The organism is Streptomyces sp. NPDC102462, from assembly GCF_044765425.1.
Taxonomy (GTDB): domain Bacteria; phylum Actinomycetota; class Actinomycetes; order Streptomycetales; family Streptomycetaceae; genus Streptomyces.
In genome coordinates this window covers 468194-483767 of record NZ_JBIWKB010000001.1, presented here as the reverse complement: position 1 = coordinate 483767, position 15574 = coordinate 468194, and the positions used below count along the sequence as shown (strand labels likewise).

Genomic DNA, 15574 nt, shown 5'->3' with positions numbered 1-15574 from the left:
GGGGCGGTCGCGGGGCGGTGGGCAGGCGGTTCAGCCGGCGCTGGACCAGGTGTGGTGCGCCCAGTCGGTGAACCGGGTCCAGCGGATCTCCGGGTGGGCGGCATGGAGCGCGGGGATGTCGACGCGGTAGCCGGGCCCGTTCAGGAACGCCCACATCGCGTGCATGTCCGGGTTGCCGATGGCTGTCAGCGGTACCCGCTCGTGGCGGACGTCCCGGCCCAGCGCGGCGCCGAGCGCGGCCGCCATCTGCGCAGGGGTGGGGTCGTCAGAGGCCAGTTCGATGCGCCGTGAGACGTACGGAGCGGGGTCGAGGAGCACATGCGCCGCGAACGCGCCGAGGTCGGGCCGGGCGAGCTGCTGCAACGGCCGGTCGGGCGGCAGCGGCAGATCGAGTACGCCGTCCAGGATGCGCCGTGCCCCGCCGAGCGCGTTGTCGAAGAAGTACGTCGGCCCCAGAATCGTGTACGCGACATCGCCGGCGGTCAGTTCCGCCTCGATGCGCGCCTTGCTCTCGAAGTGCGGTACCCCGCTGTTCTGGTCGGCCCCGGCGACCGAGCTGAACACGAGGTGCGGAACACGTTCCTGTGCCGCGGCGGCGAGGATGGCCCGCCCCTGGGCCACCTCCGCCTCGATGCCGGCCTCGAAGGGTGTGGTGAACGCGAAGACACCGGCCACGCCCTTCATGGCCGCGGCGAGCGATCCGCGATCGCTCAGCGAACCCGCCACCACGTCGACACCCTGGCCGGCCAGTTCCCGTGCGGCACCGCGGGCCGGGTCGCGGACCAGCGCCCTGATCCCGGCCCCGCGGGCCAGCAGCGCGTCGACCACGGCCCGGCCCTGTCCACCGGTCGCCGCAAGCACCAAGACCGGTTCATCGACCATCGAAGAACTCCTTTCCCAGCCATGGGGGCATCGGATCGGCAGCCGGCCCCGGCGGTCATCATCCGTGCCGCAGGAGGGCGAACGGCGCCGACATGCCAGAACAGGGCACTGGTGGGCTCATTCCCGTGCACCCACAGTCATGACGAGCGTGCGACCGGCGCCTAGCGTTCCCCACCTCACACGTTTGCCGGAAGAAGAGGGATCCATGCAGTTCGGCATCTTCACGGTCGGGGACGTGACGACCGATCCGACCACAGGCCGTACTCCACCGGAGCACGAACGCATCAAGGCGATGGTCGCCATCGCGCTCAAGGCGGAGGAGGTGGGTCTGGACGTGTTCGCCACCGGCGAGCACCACAACCCGCCGTTCGTGCCGTCGTCCCCGACCACAATGCTCGGCTACGTCGCGGCCCGCACCGAGAAGCTGATCTTGTCCACCGCGACGACACTGATCACCACCAACGACCCGGTGAAGATCGCCGAGGACTTCGCGATGCTCCAGCACCTCGCGGACGGCCGGGTGGACCTGATGCTGGGGCGCGGGAACACCGGGCCCGTCTATCCGTGGTTCGGGCAGGACATCCGGCAGGGCATTGCGCTCGCCCGGGAGAACTACACGCTGCTGCACCGGCTGTGGCGCGAGGACGTGGTGGACTGGGAGGGGAAGTTCCGCACCCCTCTTCAGGGCTTCACCGCGACTCCGCGTCCGCTGGACGGCGTACCGCCGTTCGTCTGGCACGGTTCGATCCGGTCGCCGGAGATCGCCGACCAGGCGGCCTTCTTCGGCGACGGCTTCTTCCACAACAACATCTTCTGGCCGGCCGAGCACACGAGGCGCATGGTGCAGCTGTACCGGCGGCGGTACGCCCACTACGGGCACGGCCGCCCCGAAGAGGCCGTCGTCGGGCTCGGCGGTCAGGTCTTCATGCGGAAGAACTCGCAGGACGCCGTACGGGAGTTCCGCCCCTACTTCGACAACGCCCCTGTGTACGGCCATGGCCCGTCCCTGGAGGACTTCACCGAGCAGACACCGCTGACGGTGGGCTCCCCGCAGCAGGTCATCGAGCGGACGCTGTCGTTCCGGGAGACCGTCGGCGACTACCAGCGGCAGCTGTTCCTGATGGACCACGCGGGCCTGCCTCTGAAGACAGTGCTGGAACAGCTCGACCTGCTCGGCGAACAGGTGGTGCCCGTGCTGCGCAAGGAGTTCGCGAAGGGGCGTCCCACCGACGTGCCCGACGCGCCGACGCACGCGGCCCGGGTCGCCGCGGCGGCGGCCTCGAAGGGGGAGGACGCCGCGTGAAGCTCGTCGCCGTGTCCGCGGGGCTGAGCACCCCGTCCTCCACCCGTCTGCTGGCGGACCGTCTGGCCGAGGCGGCCCACGGCGAGCTGGCCGGCCGGGGCCTGGACCCGAAGACCGAGGTCGTCGAACTGCGCGAGCTGGCCGTCGCCGTCGCCAACAACCTCGTGACCGGGTTTCCGCCGCCCGCGCTGGCCGCCGCGATCGACTCGGTGACGGGGGCCGCCGGTCTGATCGCGGTCACCCCCGTCTTCACCGCCTCCTACAGCGGGCTGTTCAAGTCCTTCTTCGACCTGATCGATCCGGAGGCCCTGACCGGCAAGCCGGTCCTGATCGCGGCGACCGGTGGGACGGCCCGCCACTCCCTGGTGCTGGAGCATGCGCTGCGCCCGCTGTTCTCCTACCTGCGCGCGGCCGTCGTCCCCACCGCGGTGTACGCGGCGTCCGAGGACTGGGGCTCGGGTGGTGACGCGTACACGGAGGGACTGCCCGGGCGCATCCGGCGGGCGGGCGGCGAGCTGGCCGCCCTGATCGCCGCGCGTCCTGCCGGGCCGGCCCCCGAGGACGACGTCACCGCGCTCGAACGGCAGCTTTCCGATCTGCGCTTCGACTGAGCCCGCCCCCTGCGTGCGCCGCCGGACCGCCACCGGTCCGGTCCGTGACCGGTGGCCGGGCTGACGACCGGGGTCCGTGGCCGGCCGGACAGGCCGGGGTGCTGCTCCTGCACGGCGGTCACCGAGGTCCCGGGCGGCGGCCGGAACAGCGGGGCCGGCGGCGCCACGACCACCTCCAGGACGGCCCGCCGTGTGCCGCAGGCGTCATCGCCGGTCCGGTTCACGGGGCCCTGCGCGCAGGACCGTACGGTCGCGGGCGGGTCATTCCCGGCCGGCCGTCAGGTGGTGGACGACTCGGTCCAGATCGATGTGGCGGTGCTCGGTGCCCGGTGGGACCAGGGCGTCGGTGCGGTGCAGAAAGGCCGTGACGGCGCGGGAGGCGACCTCGAGGACCGCTGCCCCGTGCCGTGTCCTGAGCAGGACGCCGACCGTGTCCTGACGGCCACGGTGTCGTGGGATCACCACCACGTCCCCGTACCCGGCGGGGCGGCACAGGCCCTGGGCGAGGAGCGACCGGGCGAAGACCCAGTCGACGGAAGGGGCAGAGGGGGCGCCCAAGGACATGCACACGGCGTAGGGGTCCGTCGCGGTGTAGCGGAGCTGCGCGGGCAGCGGTACCGGCGGATCGTCGGCCACGGTGACGAGGACGGTCGTCGCGCAGACGATCGGGCCCTCGTCCGCGGCACCGGTGTGATGCTGTCCCATGCCGCCCCCTGTCTGCCACTTCCTGCTGTGTTCCGTTCGCCCGCCGGGTGCCGGCGGATCACGGCGGCCATGACCGTACGGCGGCCGGGCCGGGGAGAATTGCCGGCGAGCGCACGGGGTGTTGCCGGTCGGGGAACCGTGACCACGGTTACGGGCCGACTAGTGGTTGAATATGAAACAATTACCTGGCTGAGAGGCGGTCCACCATGAGCAATGTCGAGACGAGGCCCGTCGAGGTGCCGTGCGGCGCGGCGCCGGACGGCGGGCGGCCGGGCGGGGTGCCCCGAGTCGACGTGCTCACCCCGCGGGATGTGCCCCTCGGCGGCCCGCGGGCCATGACCGTGCGGCGCACGCTGCCCCAGCGGGCCAGGACCCTGATCGGCGCCTGGTGTTTCGCGGACCACTACGGTCCCGACGACGTCTCCGAGACCGGCGGCATGGACGTCGCCCCGCATCCGCACACCGGGCTCCAGACCGTCAGCTGGCTGTTCAGCGGCGAGATCGAGCACCGGGACAGCCTGGGCAGCCACGCCTTCGTACGGCCCGGTGAGCTGAACCTCATGACCGGCGGAGGCGGCATCGCGCACTCGGAGGTCTCCACCGCGCGGACCACCGTCCTGCACGGCGTCCAGCTGTGGGTGGCGCTGCCCGAGGAGCACCGGCACACCGCGCGCGACTTCCGGCACCACGTCCCCGACCCGGTACGCGTCGACGGGGCGGAGATCAGGGTCTTCCTGGGCTCGCTGGCCGGCGTCACCTCACCGGTGCCGACCTTCACTCCCCTGCTCGGCGCCGAGATCGTGCTCGCACCCCGCTCGTCGGTCACGCTCGCGGTGGACCCCGGCTTCGAGCACGGCCTCCTGGTCGACCGGGGCGACGTCCGGCTGGCCGACGTCCTCCTGCGCTCCGCAGAACTGGGCTACGTCCACCCGGGTCCCGGCGCGCTGACCCTGACGAACGAGTCGGACGGCCCCGCACGGACGGTCCTGCTCGGCGGGACGCCGTTCGGGGAGCAGATCGTGATGTGGTGGAACTTCATCGGCCGCAGCCACGAGGACATCGTGAAAGCCCGCGAGGACTGGCAGAACTCCGCCGAGCGCTTCGGCGCCGTCGAAGGATATCCAGGGGACCGCCTTCCCGCACCGGCCCTGCCCCATGCGAGCATCAAGCCGCGCGGGAATCCGGCGGATCACTGACCCCGGCCGGGGGCGCCCCACGGGCCGGCCTTCCGCGTACCGGTACGGCCGGCCGTGGCTCCGGCGGCCGGCCTGTGCGGGCAGCGCACCGCTTCCGTCCGCACCGTGCACGGGCCCGCCTGTCGCCCGCCGCGCCGCTTCGGCCGCGGTTAGTGTCGGAAGCGGCTGAATTCCACGGATTTGGTGCTCCGTAGGAATGACGTCGATTCCCGCAAAGACACGAACGGGGTGTTGTTGTGGAGCAATGGACGAGGCGCGAGGACGAGCGGCTGCTTTCCGGGCGGGGCCGGTATGTCGCCGACATCCGCGTTCCCGGATGTCTGGACGCCGCATTTGTGAGAAGCAAGGTGGCCCACGGCGCGCTACGAGCCGTGGACTGCACGGCGGCCCGTGATGTGCCCGGGGTACTGGGAGCCTGGTCGGCCGCCGACCTGCCGGGCCTTCCCCCGGTTCCGTACACCCTGCTGGCCGGACTGTCCACACAGGACGCCGTCGCCGGCCGGGAGTGGCCGGCGCTCGTCAAGGACCGGGTGCGCTATCCGGGCGAGGCGCTGGCCGTCGTCCTCGCGACGGACCGGTACCGGGCCGAGGACGGGGCCGCCGAGGTCACCGCCACGATCGACCCGCTGCCGGCCGTGGTGACCCCCGCCGAGGCGCTGGACGACTCCGTCCGCCTGTTCGACGGACTGAGCAACATCGCCCTGCGCGGCGAGGCGGGCGAGCCCGTCGAACCGGCCGTCTGGCAGGACGCGGCCGTCGTGGTCGAGGCCGCCTATCGCCAGCAACTGCTGATGCCCAGCCCCATGGAATGCCGCACCGTCCTCGCCGTACCCGAGGGGGACCGGCTGACCGTGTGGTCGGGGCACCAGATGCCGCACCGACTGCGGCGGGAACTCGCCGCGCTGCTCGGCTGGTCCACCGACCGGATCCGGGTGGTCGTCCCCGACACGGGAGGCGCCTTCGGGTCCAAGAGCGCCGCCTTTCCCGAGTTCGTGGTCGTCGCCTACCTGGCCGTGCGGCTCGGGCGGCCGGTGCGCTGGATCGAGGACCGCCTGGAGTCGATGCTGGTCGCCACCCGCGGCAGAGGACAGGACCAGAGGGTCCGCCTCGCCGCCGACGCCGAAGGCCGGCTCCTCGCCTATGAGTTGACGATCGACGCGGACGTCGGCGCCTATCCGCACCTCGGCGCGGGACTGCCCATGCAGACGGCGTGGATGGCGACCGGCGCGTACGCCACCCCGCGTGTTCACGCGACCCTGCGCTCGGTGCTCACCAACACCATGGTCACCTACCCGTACCGGGGTGCCGGACGTCCCGAGGCGGCGATCGCCATCGAGCGGACAATGGACGTGCTCGCCCGTCGGCTCGGCATCGACCCGATCGAGCTGCGGCGGCGCAACTTCATCCCGCCGGCGGCCTTTCCGTACCAGACACCGACCGGACGCCGCTACGACAGCGGGAACTACGCCGCCGCCCTGGACCTGGCACTGGATACGCTCGGCTACGAGGAGTGGCGCGCCGAGCAGGCCCGCCGCCGCGAGGATCCGGCCGCGCTGCCGCTGGGCATCGGAGTGTCCTGCTATGTGGAGCGCTCGGGCGGTGAACGGGGCGGCCTGCACGAGTTCGGCAGCCTGGAAGTCCACGAGGACGGCACCGTCACCGCCCGCTGCGGTACGGCCCCCAGTGGCCAGGGGCACGAGACGGTCTTCCCCGCCCTGGTCGCCGAGGTCCTTGGCATCCCCGAGGCGCAGGTACGCCTCGTGGAGGGCGACACCGACGAACAGCCCGAAGGGCTGGGCTCCTTCGCCAGCCGGTCCGCCCAGGTCGCCGGCGCCATGTTCCAGCACGCCGCGACGCTGCTGATCGCGGAGGCCCGCACCAGGGCGGCGGACCTGTGGGGCGTTCCGGCCGACGACGTCGAGTGGGCGGACGGCACCGTGCACCCCGCCCACGACGGTTCGGCGGCCACCGGACTCGGCGATCTGGTGAAGTCCACCGGCCCGTTGCGCGTCGAGGACCGGTACGAGGCCGGCATGGCGTTCCCCTTCGGGGCGCACGCGGCGGTGACCGAGGTGGATCCGGACCTCGGCACCGTGCGCGTCCTGCGGCTCGTGGCCGTGGACGACTGCGGTGTCGTCCTCAACCCCACGGTGGTGCGCGGTCAGGCGTTCGGATCGGCCGTGCAGGGCATCGGCCAGGCCCTCTACGAAGGCATGACGTTCGACGACGCCGGCGTGCCGCAGCTCGCGAACGGTTTCCTGGACTACCTGCTGCCCACGTACTCGGAGATCCCGCCCATCGACGTCAAGGACACCCGCACCCCCGGCCCCAACACACCGCTGGGCGCGAAGGGAGCCGGGGAGTCGGGCTGCATCGGCACTCCGGCCGCCATCGTCAACGCCGTGGCCGACGCCCTGCGGAGCGCCGACCCCGATCTGCTGCAGATGCCGCTCACCCCGGACAGCGTCTGGCATGCGGCGCGAGCCCCGCAGCACGAGGGAGGCGCCCGGTGAAACCCGCATCCTTCGACTACGCGGTGCCCCGCACGGTCGCCGAGGCCGTCGAAGCGCTCGGCGCCAGCGGGCGCAAGGCCCAGGTGCTCGCCGGAGGGCAGAGCCTGATCCTGGAGATGCATCTGCAACGCATCCGCCCCGACCTCGTCGTCGACATCAACCGCATCCCGGATCTCGACCACATGAGCGTCGAGGACGGCGAGCTGCGCGTGGGCGCCCTGATCCGGCACGCGGCCTTCGAACGGGCCGATGCCGTACCGGGTCCGCTCGGCACTCTGCTGTCCCGGGCCGTGGTCAACATCGCACATCCGCCCATCCGTTCCCGCGGCACCATGGCCGGCAGCTTCGGCTGGGCCCATCCCGCCTCCGAATGGTGCGCCATCGGCGTCGCCCTGGACGCCACCGTGGAGGTCACCGGCCCCGCCGGCGCCCGCGCCCTCGCGGCCGGCGACTACTTCCTCGGCCCGTACCGCACGGCCCGCCGGCCGCAGGAGCTGATCACCGCCGTGCGCCTGCCGTTGCTCGGCGAGCACACCGGCGTCGGCTTCATCGAGCACCGCCGCACCCATTTCTGCTTCGCACAGGTCGCGGTCGCGGCGGCCCTCACGGTCCGCGACGGCGTGATCGGCAACGCACGGATCGGACTGGTCAACTCCGCCGACCGCCCGCTACGGGCCCGCGCCGCCGAACAGATGCTGCTCGGTGCCGAGTTCGGCCCGCTGCCCACGGGGCGCAGGCTCCCGGGCGACCATCCGTTCGCCCGGGCCGGCCGGGTCGCCGCCCAGCAGGACGCGGCGCCGGTCGCCGAACCGTACGCCGACGCCGAGTACAAGCGGCAGGCCATCGCCGTCCTGGTCGGCAGAACCCTGTGCGAGGCCGCGACGGATCTGCGCGCGCGTCTCGCCGCACGCGAGGGAGACCACCGATGAAGATCACGCTCAAGGTGAACGGCACCGGCCATCTGCTCGACGTGGAGCCCCGGCGCCTGCTCGCCGACGTCCTCCGCGACGACCTGGGCCTCACCGGTACGCACCTGGGGTGCGAGCACGGTGTCTGCGGGGCCTGCACCGTCCTCATGGACGGTACACCGGTCCGCTCGTGCCTGGTGCTGGCCGTGCAGTGCGACGGCGGCTCCGTCCGTACGGTGGAGGGACTTGCCGGACCCGACGGCGAACCCCACCCGCTGCAACGGGCGTTCTCGGCCGAGCACGCCCTCCAGTGCGGCTTCTGCACACCGGGCTTCTTGATGGTGGCCGCCGGAGCGCTGGAGGCAGACCCCGACCTCGCGGACAAGCCCGACGCCGTAGCGGGCGTGGTCGGCTCCAACATCTGCCGGTGCACCGGCTACGAACCCATCCGGCGCGCCATCGCACGGGCCGCCCTGGAGCATCGGGGAGAAACATCATGAACGGTGACATCCGTGCCGGGGTCATCGACGTCCACGCCACTGGCTGCCACGCGATCTGCTCGCCCTGCCGCCGGAGAACCCGCTCGGCGGCATGCACGACCTGGACGGGAGCGGCGTCAGGGCGTACGGTGCCGGCACCCTCGGCGCGTCGGCACCCGAGGAGACCGCCGTATCGTTCGCGGCGGAACTCATCGCGGTGCGCAACGGCCGCAGCGGCCGTTCGCTCTCCCTGCTGGACGGGCCCCTTCGCACCGCGGCACACCCCGACGGCCCAGGCACCGAGGCGTCCAGCGGCCCCGCGGTGAACGCCCCGCGGTGATCTCGGTCGTCCTGGCTCAGGCCGACGTGGGCCGCCGGGCCCCCCGGCCCAGCCTGCCGCCGAACAGCGCGCACCTGAGCATCGCTGACAGCGCACGGGTCGCGCAGCGCCGAAGGAGAGGAGAAGGCACTGTGCCCGCAACGGCCGAACAGGCCGGGAATCTCCGTGCGCTGTGGGGACATCGAAGGGGCGCTCGGGGAAAACTGCCGCGTGCGCGCAGTGCCTACCGTTCGGTGCAGCGGCGCCGGAGTGTCCGGTACGACGATGCGTGTCGTACCGGGAACGGCCGCCGCGCCCGATGAATCACAGGAGATGCGCATGTCTGATGCCCTCGCGCCGGTCGAGCCGGTGCTGGAACCCGCGGCAGCCGCGTTCGCGGAGGCCACCGCCAACCCGCCCTACCTCTTCGACCTGGCCCCGGCCGAGGGCCGCAAGGCCGTCGACGAGGTGCAGTCCGGCGAGGTCGACAAGCCGGCGATCGACGAGGAGTGGACCAGCGTCACCGGCGGTCCGACGGGCTCCGTGCGCGTCCGCATCGTCCGGCCCGCCGGCGCCACCGGCACCCTGCCGGTGATCCTCTACATCCACGGCGCCGGCTGGGTCTTCGGCAACGCCCACACCCACGACCGTCTGGTGCGCGAACTCGCCGTCGGCGCGAACGCCGCGGTCGTCTTCCCCGAGTACGACCTGTCGCCCGAGGCCCGCTACCCCGTCGCCATCGAGCAGAACTTCACCGTCGCGCAGTGGATCGTGGAGCAGGGCGCCGACAAGGGCCTCGACGGCACACGGCTGGCCGTGGCGGGCGACTCGGTCGGCGGCAACATGACGGCCGCGCTGACCCTGATGGCCAAGGAACGCGGTGGCATCCCGCTGGTCCAGCAGGTGCTGTTCTACCCGGTCACCGACGCGAACTTCGACACCGGCTCCTACCACCAGTTCGCCACCGGCTACTTCCTGCGCCGCGACGGCATGCAGTGGTTCTGGGACCAGTACACGACCGACGAGAGCGAGCGGGCACAGATCACCGCGTCCCCGCTGCGCGCCACCACCGAGCAGTTGCAGGGCCTGCCCCCGGCACTGGTCATCACCGGCGAGGCCGACGTACTGCGCGACGAGGGAGAGGCGTACGCCAACAAGCTCCGTCAGGCGGGTGTGCCGGTCACCGCCGTACGTTTCCAGGGCATCATCCACGACTTCGTGATGCTCAACGCCCTGCGCGAGACCCACGCCGCCGAAGCCGCCATCGCCCTGGCCGTCCGCACGCTGCACGCGGCCCTGCACGCCGGCTGACCCGACAGCCCACACTCACCAGCAAGGAAGGAGAACAGACACACATGGTCACCAAGCCCGCGCCGACGGTTGTCCTGGTGCACGGAGCCTTTGCCGACGCCGCCAGCTGGTCGGGGGTCATCGCGGAGCTTCAGGAGCACGACGTCGCCGTGGTGGCGCCGCCCAACCCGCTCCGCGGCCTGGCCTCGGACGCCGCGTACATCGCTTCCGTGGCGTCTCAGATCGACGGTCCGGTCGTCCTGGTGGGCCACTCCTACGGTGGTGCGCTCATCACCGTGGCCGGTACCACCCAGAACGTCGTCGGACTCGTCTACGTCGCCGCCTACGCCCTCGAAGAGGGCGAGAGCCTTGGTGAACTCCAGGACCGCTTCCCGCTCTCGGCGCTCGTGAGCAACCTCAAGGAGGCGACGTACCCCGTCCAGGGCGCTGAGCCCGCCGTCGAGGTCACCATCGCGGCCGAGGCGTTCCCGGCCATCTTCGCCGCGGACGTCCCGGCCGACGTCACCAAGGTGCTGGCGGTGGCGCAGCGCCCGCTGGCCGCCGGCGCGTTCGAGGAGACGGCCTCGGCCGCGGCGTGGAAGACCAAGCCCGCTTGGGCGCTCATCGCCGGCGCGGACCAGGCGATCAACCCCGAGGTGGAACGCTTCGGTGCCCAGCGGGCCGGGGCGACGACCGTCGAGATCGACGGTGCCTCGCACGCGGTCGCCGTCTCCCAGCCCAAGGCCGTCGCACAGCTGATCCTCGACGCGGTGCGCGCCACGAGCTGAGCGCTCCGCTGGATGGGCCGCGCCGTGCAGTCGGTCGTCTGCGGCTGCGTCGTGGCTGGTCGCGCCCGCCCGGCGGAGCCGCAAATCGATACAGCCCCGCGCCCCTTCGGGGCGCTGTCGAACCGGCTGGGAAAACGGGGGCGTTCGGACGGCCGCTTCCCTTAGGTTTCACCGCATGGCCTCATCCGCTGAACCCGAACACCGAGTTGCCGGGGCGCGGCCACCTCTGGTGACCCGCCCGCTGCTGTTGCGCTTTGTGACGGTCGTCGGCTCGTCGGCGAGCTTCTACCTGCTGCTGTCCGTCGTACCGGCGTACGTGCAGAGCGTGCCGGGCCGGGGCAGCGACGAGGCGGGCCTGGTCACCGGTGTGCTGATGCTGGCCACGGTGGCCGGCGAGCTGATCGCCCCATGGCTGGCCGCGCGCTGCGGCTATCGCGTGATGCTCGGGGCGGGGCTGTTCCTGCTGGGCGCTCCGGCCCTGGCCCTGACCGTGTCGCAGAGCATGGCGTGCATCATGGCGGTGTGCCTTGTCCGGGGCCTCGGCTTCGCGTTCACCCTGGTGGCGGGTGGGGCGCTGACGGCGTCGCTGATCCCGCCCGAACGCCGCGGGGAGGGGCTGGCCCTGATCGGCGTCATGGCCGGTGTGCCGTCCCTGGTGGCCTTGCCGCTCGGGGCGTGGCTGGCCTCGCACACCGGGTACCAGCCGGTCTACTGGGCGGCGGCGCTGATCGCCCTGGTCTCCATCGCCGCCGTCTGGGGCCTGCCCGGCCGGGAAGCGGCCCAGGGGCCGCCTCTGGGGATCTTCGCCGGGGCCCGTTACGGTGCGCTCGGCCGGCCCACGGGCGTGTTCGCGGTGACGGCAGTGGGCGCGGGGATCGTCGTCACCTTTCTGCCGCTGGCCGTGGCGCCGGGCCATTCCGGCCTGGTCGCCGCGGCGCTCTTCGTGCAACCGGCCGCCGCGACCGCATCCCGCTGGTTCGCCGGCCGGCGCGCCGACCGGCGGGGAGCCGCCGGGCTGGTCGTGCCGGGGCTGGTCGTCTCGGCCGCCGGCATCCTCGTCGTCGCCCTGACGGGCGTTCCCGTCGCGGTCGTGGTGGGTGCCGCCGTGTTCGGGGCGGGCTTCGGCATCACCCAGAGCGCCACCATCACACTGATGTACTCCCGCGTCGCGCCCTCCGGGTACGGGACGGTGAGCGCCCTGTGGAATGTCGCCTACGACGCGGGTATGGGCGTCGGCGCGGTCGGCTTCGGCACGGTGGCCGGCCTGACCGGCTATCCCTGGGCGTTCGTCCTGACCGCGCTCCTGATGCTGACGGCCCTCGTCCCGGCCCGGTGGGACCGCACGGCGGCGCGCGAACAACATGCGACGAGAAAGGAGCGGGCGCTGAAGGCGGGGGGACAGCGGTGAGCGCGATCGCCCCTCGAGTCGGACGCGTCCACGGGGAAACGTGCGCCCGTCAAGCGGGCGGCCTGTCCACCAGCTCGGGTGCCGCCCCGGGTGCGCTGCCGACCGCGAGGGATCTGGCGGCGGTGTTGGGCACGTAGCCGAGTTCCACGACCGCCGCCTCCACGGCCGCGCGTGTCGCCTCGCTCACATGAGGCGAACCGTTGATCACCCTGGAGGCCGTGCCACGGCCGACACCGGCGTGCGCGGCCACCTCTTCGAGGGTGGGCCATGAAGGGGTTTGGCGACGAGCGGGCGGCGGGTGGATCGGACCGGTGCGCCGGCTCAGTGGGAGGCCACTGCCCAGGTTCAAGGCGGCGATGATCTCGGCCGCGATGGAGACCGCCGTCTCCTGCGGTGTGCGGGCACCGAGGTCGAGCCCGATCGGTGAGCGCAGCCGGGCCAGTCGGTCCTCCGGCACACCGGCCTCGCGCAGCAGCCGCAGGCGTTCGGCGTGGGTGCGGCGGGATCCCATGGCGCCGACGTAACCGACGGGGAGACCGAGGGCCAGGCGCAGCAGGGGGATGTCGAACTTGGCGTCGTGGGTGAGCACGCAGACGGCGGTACGGGCGTCCACGTCCGTACGCTCCAGGTAGCGGTGGGGCCAGTCGACCACCACCTCGTCGGCGTGCGGGAAACGCGCCTGGGTGGCGAAGACGGGGCGGGCGTCGCACACCGTGGTCCGGTAGCCGAGGAGTTGGCCGGCCTGGCCGAGGGCCGCGGCGAAGTCGACCGCACCGAAGATCAACATGCGGGGCCGGGACGCGTTGACGTGGACGAGGACCGACAGTCGTTCGGGGCAGGTGTCCGCCGTGCCGCCGATCTCCACCCGGGCCGTGCGCCCTGCCCTGAGCAGGGCACCCGCCTGCGCCGCCACGGCACGGTCCAACTGCCCGCCGTCCAGCGCCCCGTGGGAGGTCTGCGCCTCGCCGAGGACCGTCAGGGTGGCGCCGAGGTAATGGCCGGGACCGTCGACGATCTGTGCCACGGCCGTGGGCCTGCCCTGGGCGGCTTCGGCGAGGGCTGCGGCGATGTGCGGCTCGGCTGCGGCATCGAAGCGCCGGACGAGTACGTCGAGTTCACCGCCGCAGGTCAGTCCGACGGCGAAGGCGTCGTCGTCGGAGTAGCCGAACGAGGCGCGCCGCGGTCGGCCACCGTCCTGGAGGACCTGGCGGCACAGCTCGTACACCGCGCCCTCGACGCATCCGCCGGAGATGCTGCCGACCGCGTTGCCGTCCGTGTCCACCGCGACCGACGTACCGGCCGGCAGCGGCGCGCTGCCGCGCACGTCGACGACGGTGGCCAGGGCGAAGGGGCGTGCCGCGCGGCACCATTGGTGCAGTGTGTCCGCGATGTTGAGCATGAACCGTTCTCCGTGGTTCGCAGTGGGGGACGCCGGCCGTCCACCGGCCGGAGGTCAGAACAACGCTTCCGCGGTGATGGGAAGTTCGCGCACACGGCGGCCGGTGGCGTTGAAGACCGCGTTGGCGATCGCGGGGGCGACGCCGACGTGGACCAGCTCACCGAGCCCCTTGACGCCGAGCGGATCGGCTTCGGGGTCCTCGCCGTTCAGGTAGATCGCTTTGAGGTCGGGGACGTCGGCGTTGACGGGCACGAGGTAGTTGGCGAGATCGGCGTTGACGATCCGGCCGTCGCGGTGGTCGGTGACCGTGTGCTCAAGGAGCGCGGTGCCGATGCCGCCGGTGATCCCGCCGATCGCCTGGCTGTCGGCGAGCTTGGGGCTGATGATCCGGCCCGCGTCGTACACTCCGAGCACGCGCCGCACCCGTACCAGGCCGAGCGACGCGTCGACGGCCACCTCCGCGAAGGTCGCGTTGTAGCCGTAGAAGGAGTGCCGCTCGGGACCGGACGGCAGCGTGAAGGACCCCAGTGCTTCGAGGTGCGTGCGATGGTTGCGGGTCAGCAGTCGCTGGTAGGTCTCGCCGCGGGCCGGGGTGTCGCGCAGGTGCAGCCGGCCGTTGCGGACCACGACGTCCTCGGCGGGCACGCCGTGCAGCGGTGACTCCTCGTCCTGGACGGCCAGTTGGACGGCCCGCCGCCGGACCTGGTCGCAGCCGTCGAGGACGGCGGAGCCGACACTGGCCATGGTCATCGAGCCGCCGTGCGGCGGGGTCTGCGGGTACAGCGAGTCGCCGAGCAGGAAGGTGACCGTGCGCATGGTCAGGCCGAGCGCGTCGGCGGCGACCTGGGTCTGGGAGGTGTAGGTGCCGGGCCCCATGTCGCTGGCGGCGGCCTCGACGACGGCCGTGCCGTCGGCGTCGAGGCGGACCCGGGCCTGGGCGGCCGCGCGTGCGGTGTCGTACACGCCCGCGGCCATGCCCAGGCCGATCAGCCAGTCGCCTTCGCGGGTCGAGCGGGGCTTCGGGTGGCGCCGGTGCCAGCCGAACTCACGGGCGCCCACGGTGTAGGGACTGCGGGATGCGCAGCACGAAGTCCTCGGCTACGACGATGCCGCCGCAGTAGCCGCCCTGGGTGATGGTGCCGTCCCGGTCCTCGGCTCCGTAAGTGGCGATCATGCCCTTCAGGCAGTACTGCTCGTCACCGGCGCGGCAGTGCACACACTCGCCGCAGGAGCCCACCAGGCAGCCGACGCCGACCCGGTCACCGGCCTTGTACGTGGTGACCTCGGGACCGACTTCGGCGACCACGCCGGCGATCTCGTGGCCCACGGTCAGCGGGTAGTGCTGCGGGCCCCAGTCGCCGCGGACGGTGTGGATGTCGGAGTGGCAGATGCCGGCCCAGTGGATGTCGATGCGCACGTCCTTCGGGCCCACCTCGCGCCGCTCGACCGTCCCGGCGGTCAGGGGCTCAGTGGCGGAAGGGGCGACGTAAGCGCGTACGAGGGTCATCGGGTTCCTTCACAAGACGATCGGAATCGCTCCTTGTCCGGCACGCCGTGGAGCCGGCGTGGAGCGAGGGAATGGAGCGAGGGGACTGATGCGGTGCAGACCCCCCACGTGCTCAAGGCAACCACTCCGCGGCGCGAGGTGGGAGGTTCTGTCAAGGCCCCCCGGGCTGCCTCCGGCCGGTGTCGGACGTGGGGCGAAGCAGCCGAGATCGGTGTTCCGCCGGGGGCCGCCGGGGGAAGGCCGCCGAGACCTTCGGCGCCGAGTAG

14 protein-coding genes and 1 pseudogene are annotated in these 15574 nt (G+C 72.3%); 10 read left to right on the top strand and 5 right to left on the bottom strand.

Annotated elements, in window-relative coordinates; translation table 11 throughout:
* Positions 1-30 precede the first annotated feature (30 nt).
* On the bottom strand, positions 31-882 hold the full coding sequence (locus ACIRFL_RS02035) for an NmrA/HSCARG family protein (RefSeq protein WP_404023116.1): 852 nt from the start codon (positions 880-882) through the stop codon (positions 31-33).
* A gap of 205 nt (positions 883-1087) precedes the next feature.
* Between ACIRFL_RS02035 and ACIRFL_RS02030 the strand changes: the two genes are divergently transcribed.
* Both ACIRFL_RS02030 and ACIRFL_RS02025 read left to right on the top strand, forming a co-directional pair.
* Positions 1088-2185, top strand: coding sequence for an LLM class flavin-dependent oxidoreductase (locus tag ACIRFL_RS02030; protein WP_404023115.1), 1098 nt, complete (start codon positions 1088-1090; stop codon positions 2183-2185).
* Positions 2182-2796, top strand: coding sequence for an FMN reductase (locus ACIRFL_RS02025; protein WP_404023114.1), 615 nt, complete (start codon positions 2182-2184; stop codon positions 2794-2796). Before ACIRFL_RS02030 ends, ACIRFL_RS02025 begins: the two co-directional genes overlap by 4 nt.
* Before the next feature lie 261 nt (positions 2797-3057).
* On the opposite strand, the gene ACIRFL_RS02020 is transcribed toward ACIRFL_RS02025, so the two are convergent.
* On the bottom strand, positions 3058-3501 hold the full coding sequence (locus ACIRFL_RS02020) for an SsgA family sporulation/cell division regulator (RefSeq protein WP_404023112.1): 444 nt from the start codon (positions 3499-3501) through the stop codon (positions 3058-3060).
* Positions 3502-3707: 206 nt separating this feature from the next.
* Here ACIRFL_RS02020 and ACIRFL_RS02015 point away from each other — a divergent pair, with 206 nt between their 5' ends.
* The 8 genes from ACIRFL_RS02015 (at position 3708) to ACIRFL_RS01980 (ending at position 12402) form a co-directional block, all read left to right on the top strand.
* Positions 3708-4697: a pirin family protein gene (locus ACIRFL_RS02015; RefSeq protein ID WP_404023111.1), complete on the top strand. Its 990-nt coding sequence runs from the start codon at positions 3708-3710 to the stop codon at positions 4695-4697.
* A 335-nt stretch (positions 4698-5032) separates the two neighbouring features.
* A complete protein-coding gene (locus tag ACIRFL_RS02010) occupies positions 5033-7210 on the top strand; it encodes a xanthine dehydrogenase family protein molybdopterin-binding subunit (RefSeq protein WP_404023109.1) in 2178 nt (725 codons plus the stop codon).
* Positions 7207-8139 (top strand): FAD binding domain-containing protein, encoded by a 933-nt coding sequence (locus ACIRFL_RS02005; RefSeq protein ID WP_404023107.1) that lies wholly within the window; start codon positions 7207-7209, stop codon positions 8137-8139. Before ACIRFL_RS02010 ends, ACIRFL_RS02005 begins: the two co-directional genes overlap by 4 nt.
* Complete coding sequence (locus tag ACIRFL_RS02000; protein ID WP_404023105.1) at positions 8136-8618, top strand: (2Fe-2S)-binding protein; 483 nt, start codon at positions 8136-8138, stop codon at positions 8616-8618. The genes ACIRFL_RS02005 and ACIRFL_RS02000 overlap by 4 nt, the downstream gene beginning before the upstream one ends.
* 91 nt (positions 8619-8709) lie before the next feature.
* Positions 8710-8937 (top strand): hypothetical protein, encoded by a 228-nt coding sequence (locus ACIRFL_RS01995; protein ID WP_404023103.1) that lies wholly within the window; start codon positions 8710-8712, stop codon positions 8935-8937.
* 318 nt (positions 8938-9255) lie between these two features.
* Positions 9256-10227, top strand: coding sequence for an alpha/beta hydrolase (locus tag ACIRFL_RS01990; protein WP_404023102.1), 972 nt, complete (start codon positions 9256-9258; stop codon positions 10225-10227).
* Positions 10228-10271: 44 nt separating this feature from the next.
* Positions 10272-10994, top strand: a complete 723-nt coding sequence (locus tag ACIRFL_RS01985) for an alpha/beta fold hydrolase (protein ID WP_404023101.1) — start codon at positions 10272-10274, stop codon at positions 10992-10994.
* A gap of 175 nt (positions 10995-11169) precedes the next feature.
* Positions 11170-12402, top strand: coding sequence for an MFS transporter (locus tag ACIRFL_RS01980; RefSeq protein ID WP_404023100.1), 1233 nt, complete (start codon positions 11170-11172; stop codon positions 12400-12402).
* Positions 12403-12451: 49 nt separating this feature from the next.
* Here the strand turns inward: ACIRFL_RS01980 and ACIRFL_RS01975 are convergent, their stop codons facing one another.
* The 3 genes and pseudogenes from ACIRFL_RS01975 to ACIRFL_RS01965 form a co-directional block, all read right to left on the bottom strand.
* Positions 12452-13801: an XdhC family protein gene (locus tag ACIRFL_RS01975; RefSeq protein WP_404023099.1), complete on the bottom strand. Its 1350-nt coding sequence runs from the start codon at positions 13799-13801 to the stop codon at positions 12452-12454.
* Positions 13802-13855: 54 nt separating this feature from the next.
* A pseudogene (locus ACIRFL_RS01970) lies at positions 13856-14875 on the bottom strand (xanthine dehydrogenase family protein molybdopterin-binding subunit); the annotation flags it as partial.
* On the bottom strand, positions 14847-15308 hold the full coding sequence (locus ACIRFL_RS01965; RefSeq protein ID WP_404023098.1) for an alcohol dehydrogenase catalytic domain-containing protein: 462 nt from the start codon (positions 15306-15308) through the stop codon (positions 14847-14849). The pseudogene ACIRFL_RS01970 and the gene ACIRFL_RS01965, both read right to left, overlap by 29 nt.
* Positions 15309-15574: the final 266 nt, after the last annotated feature.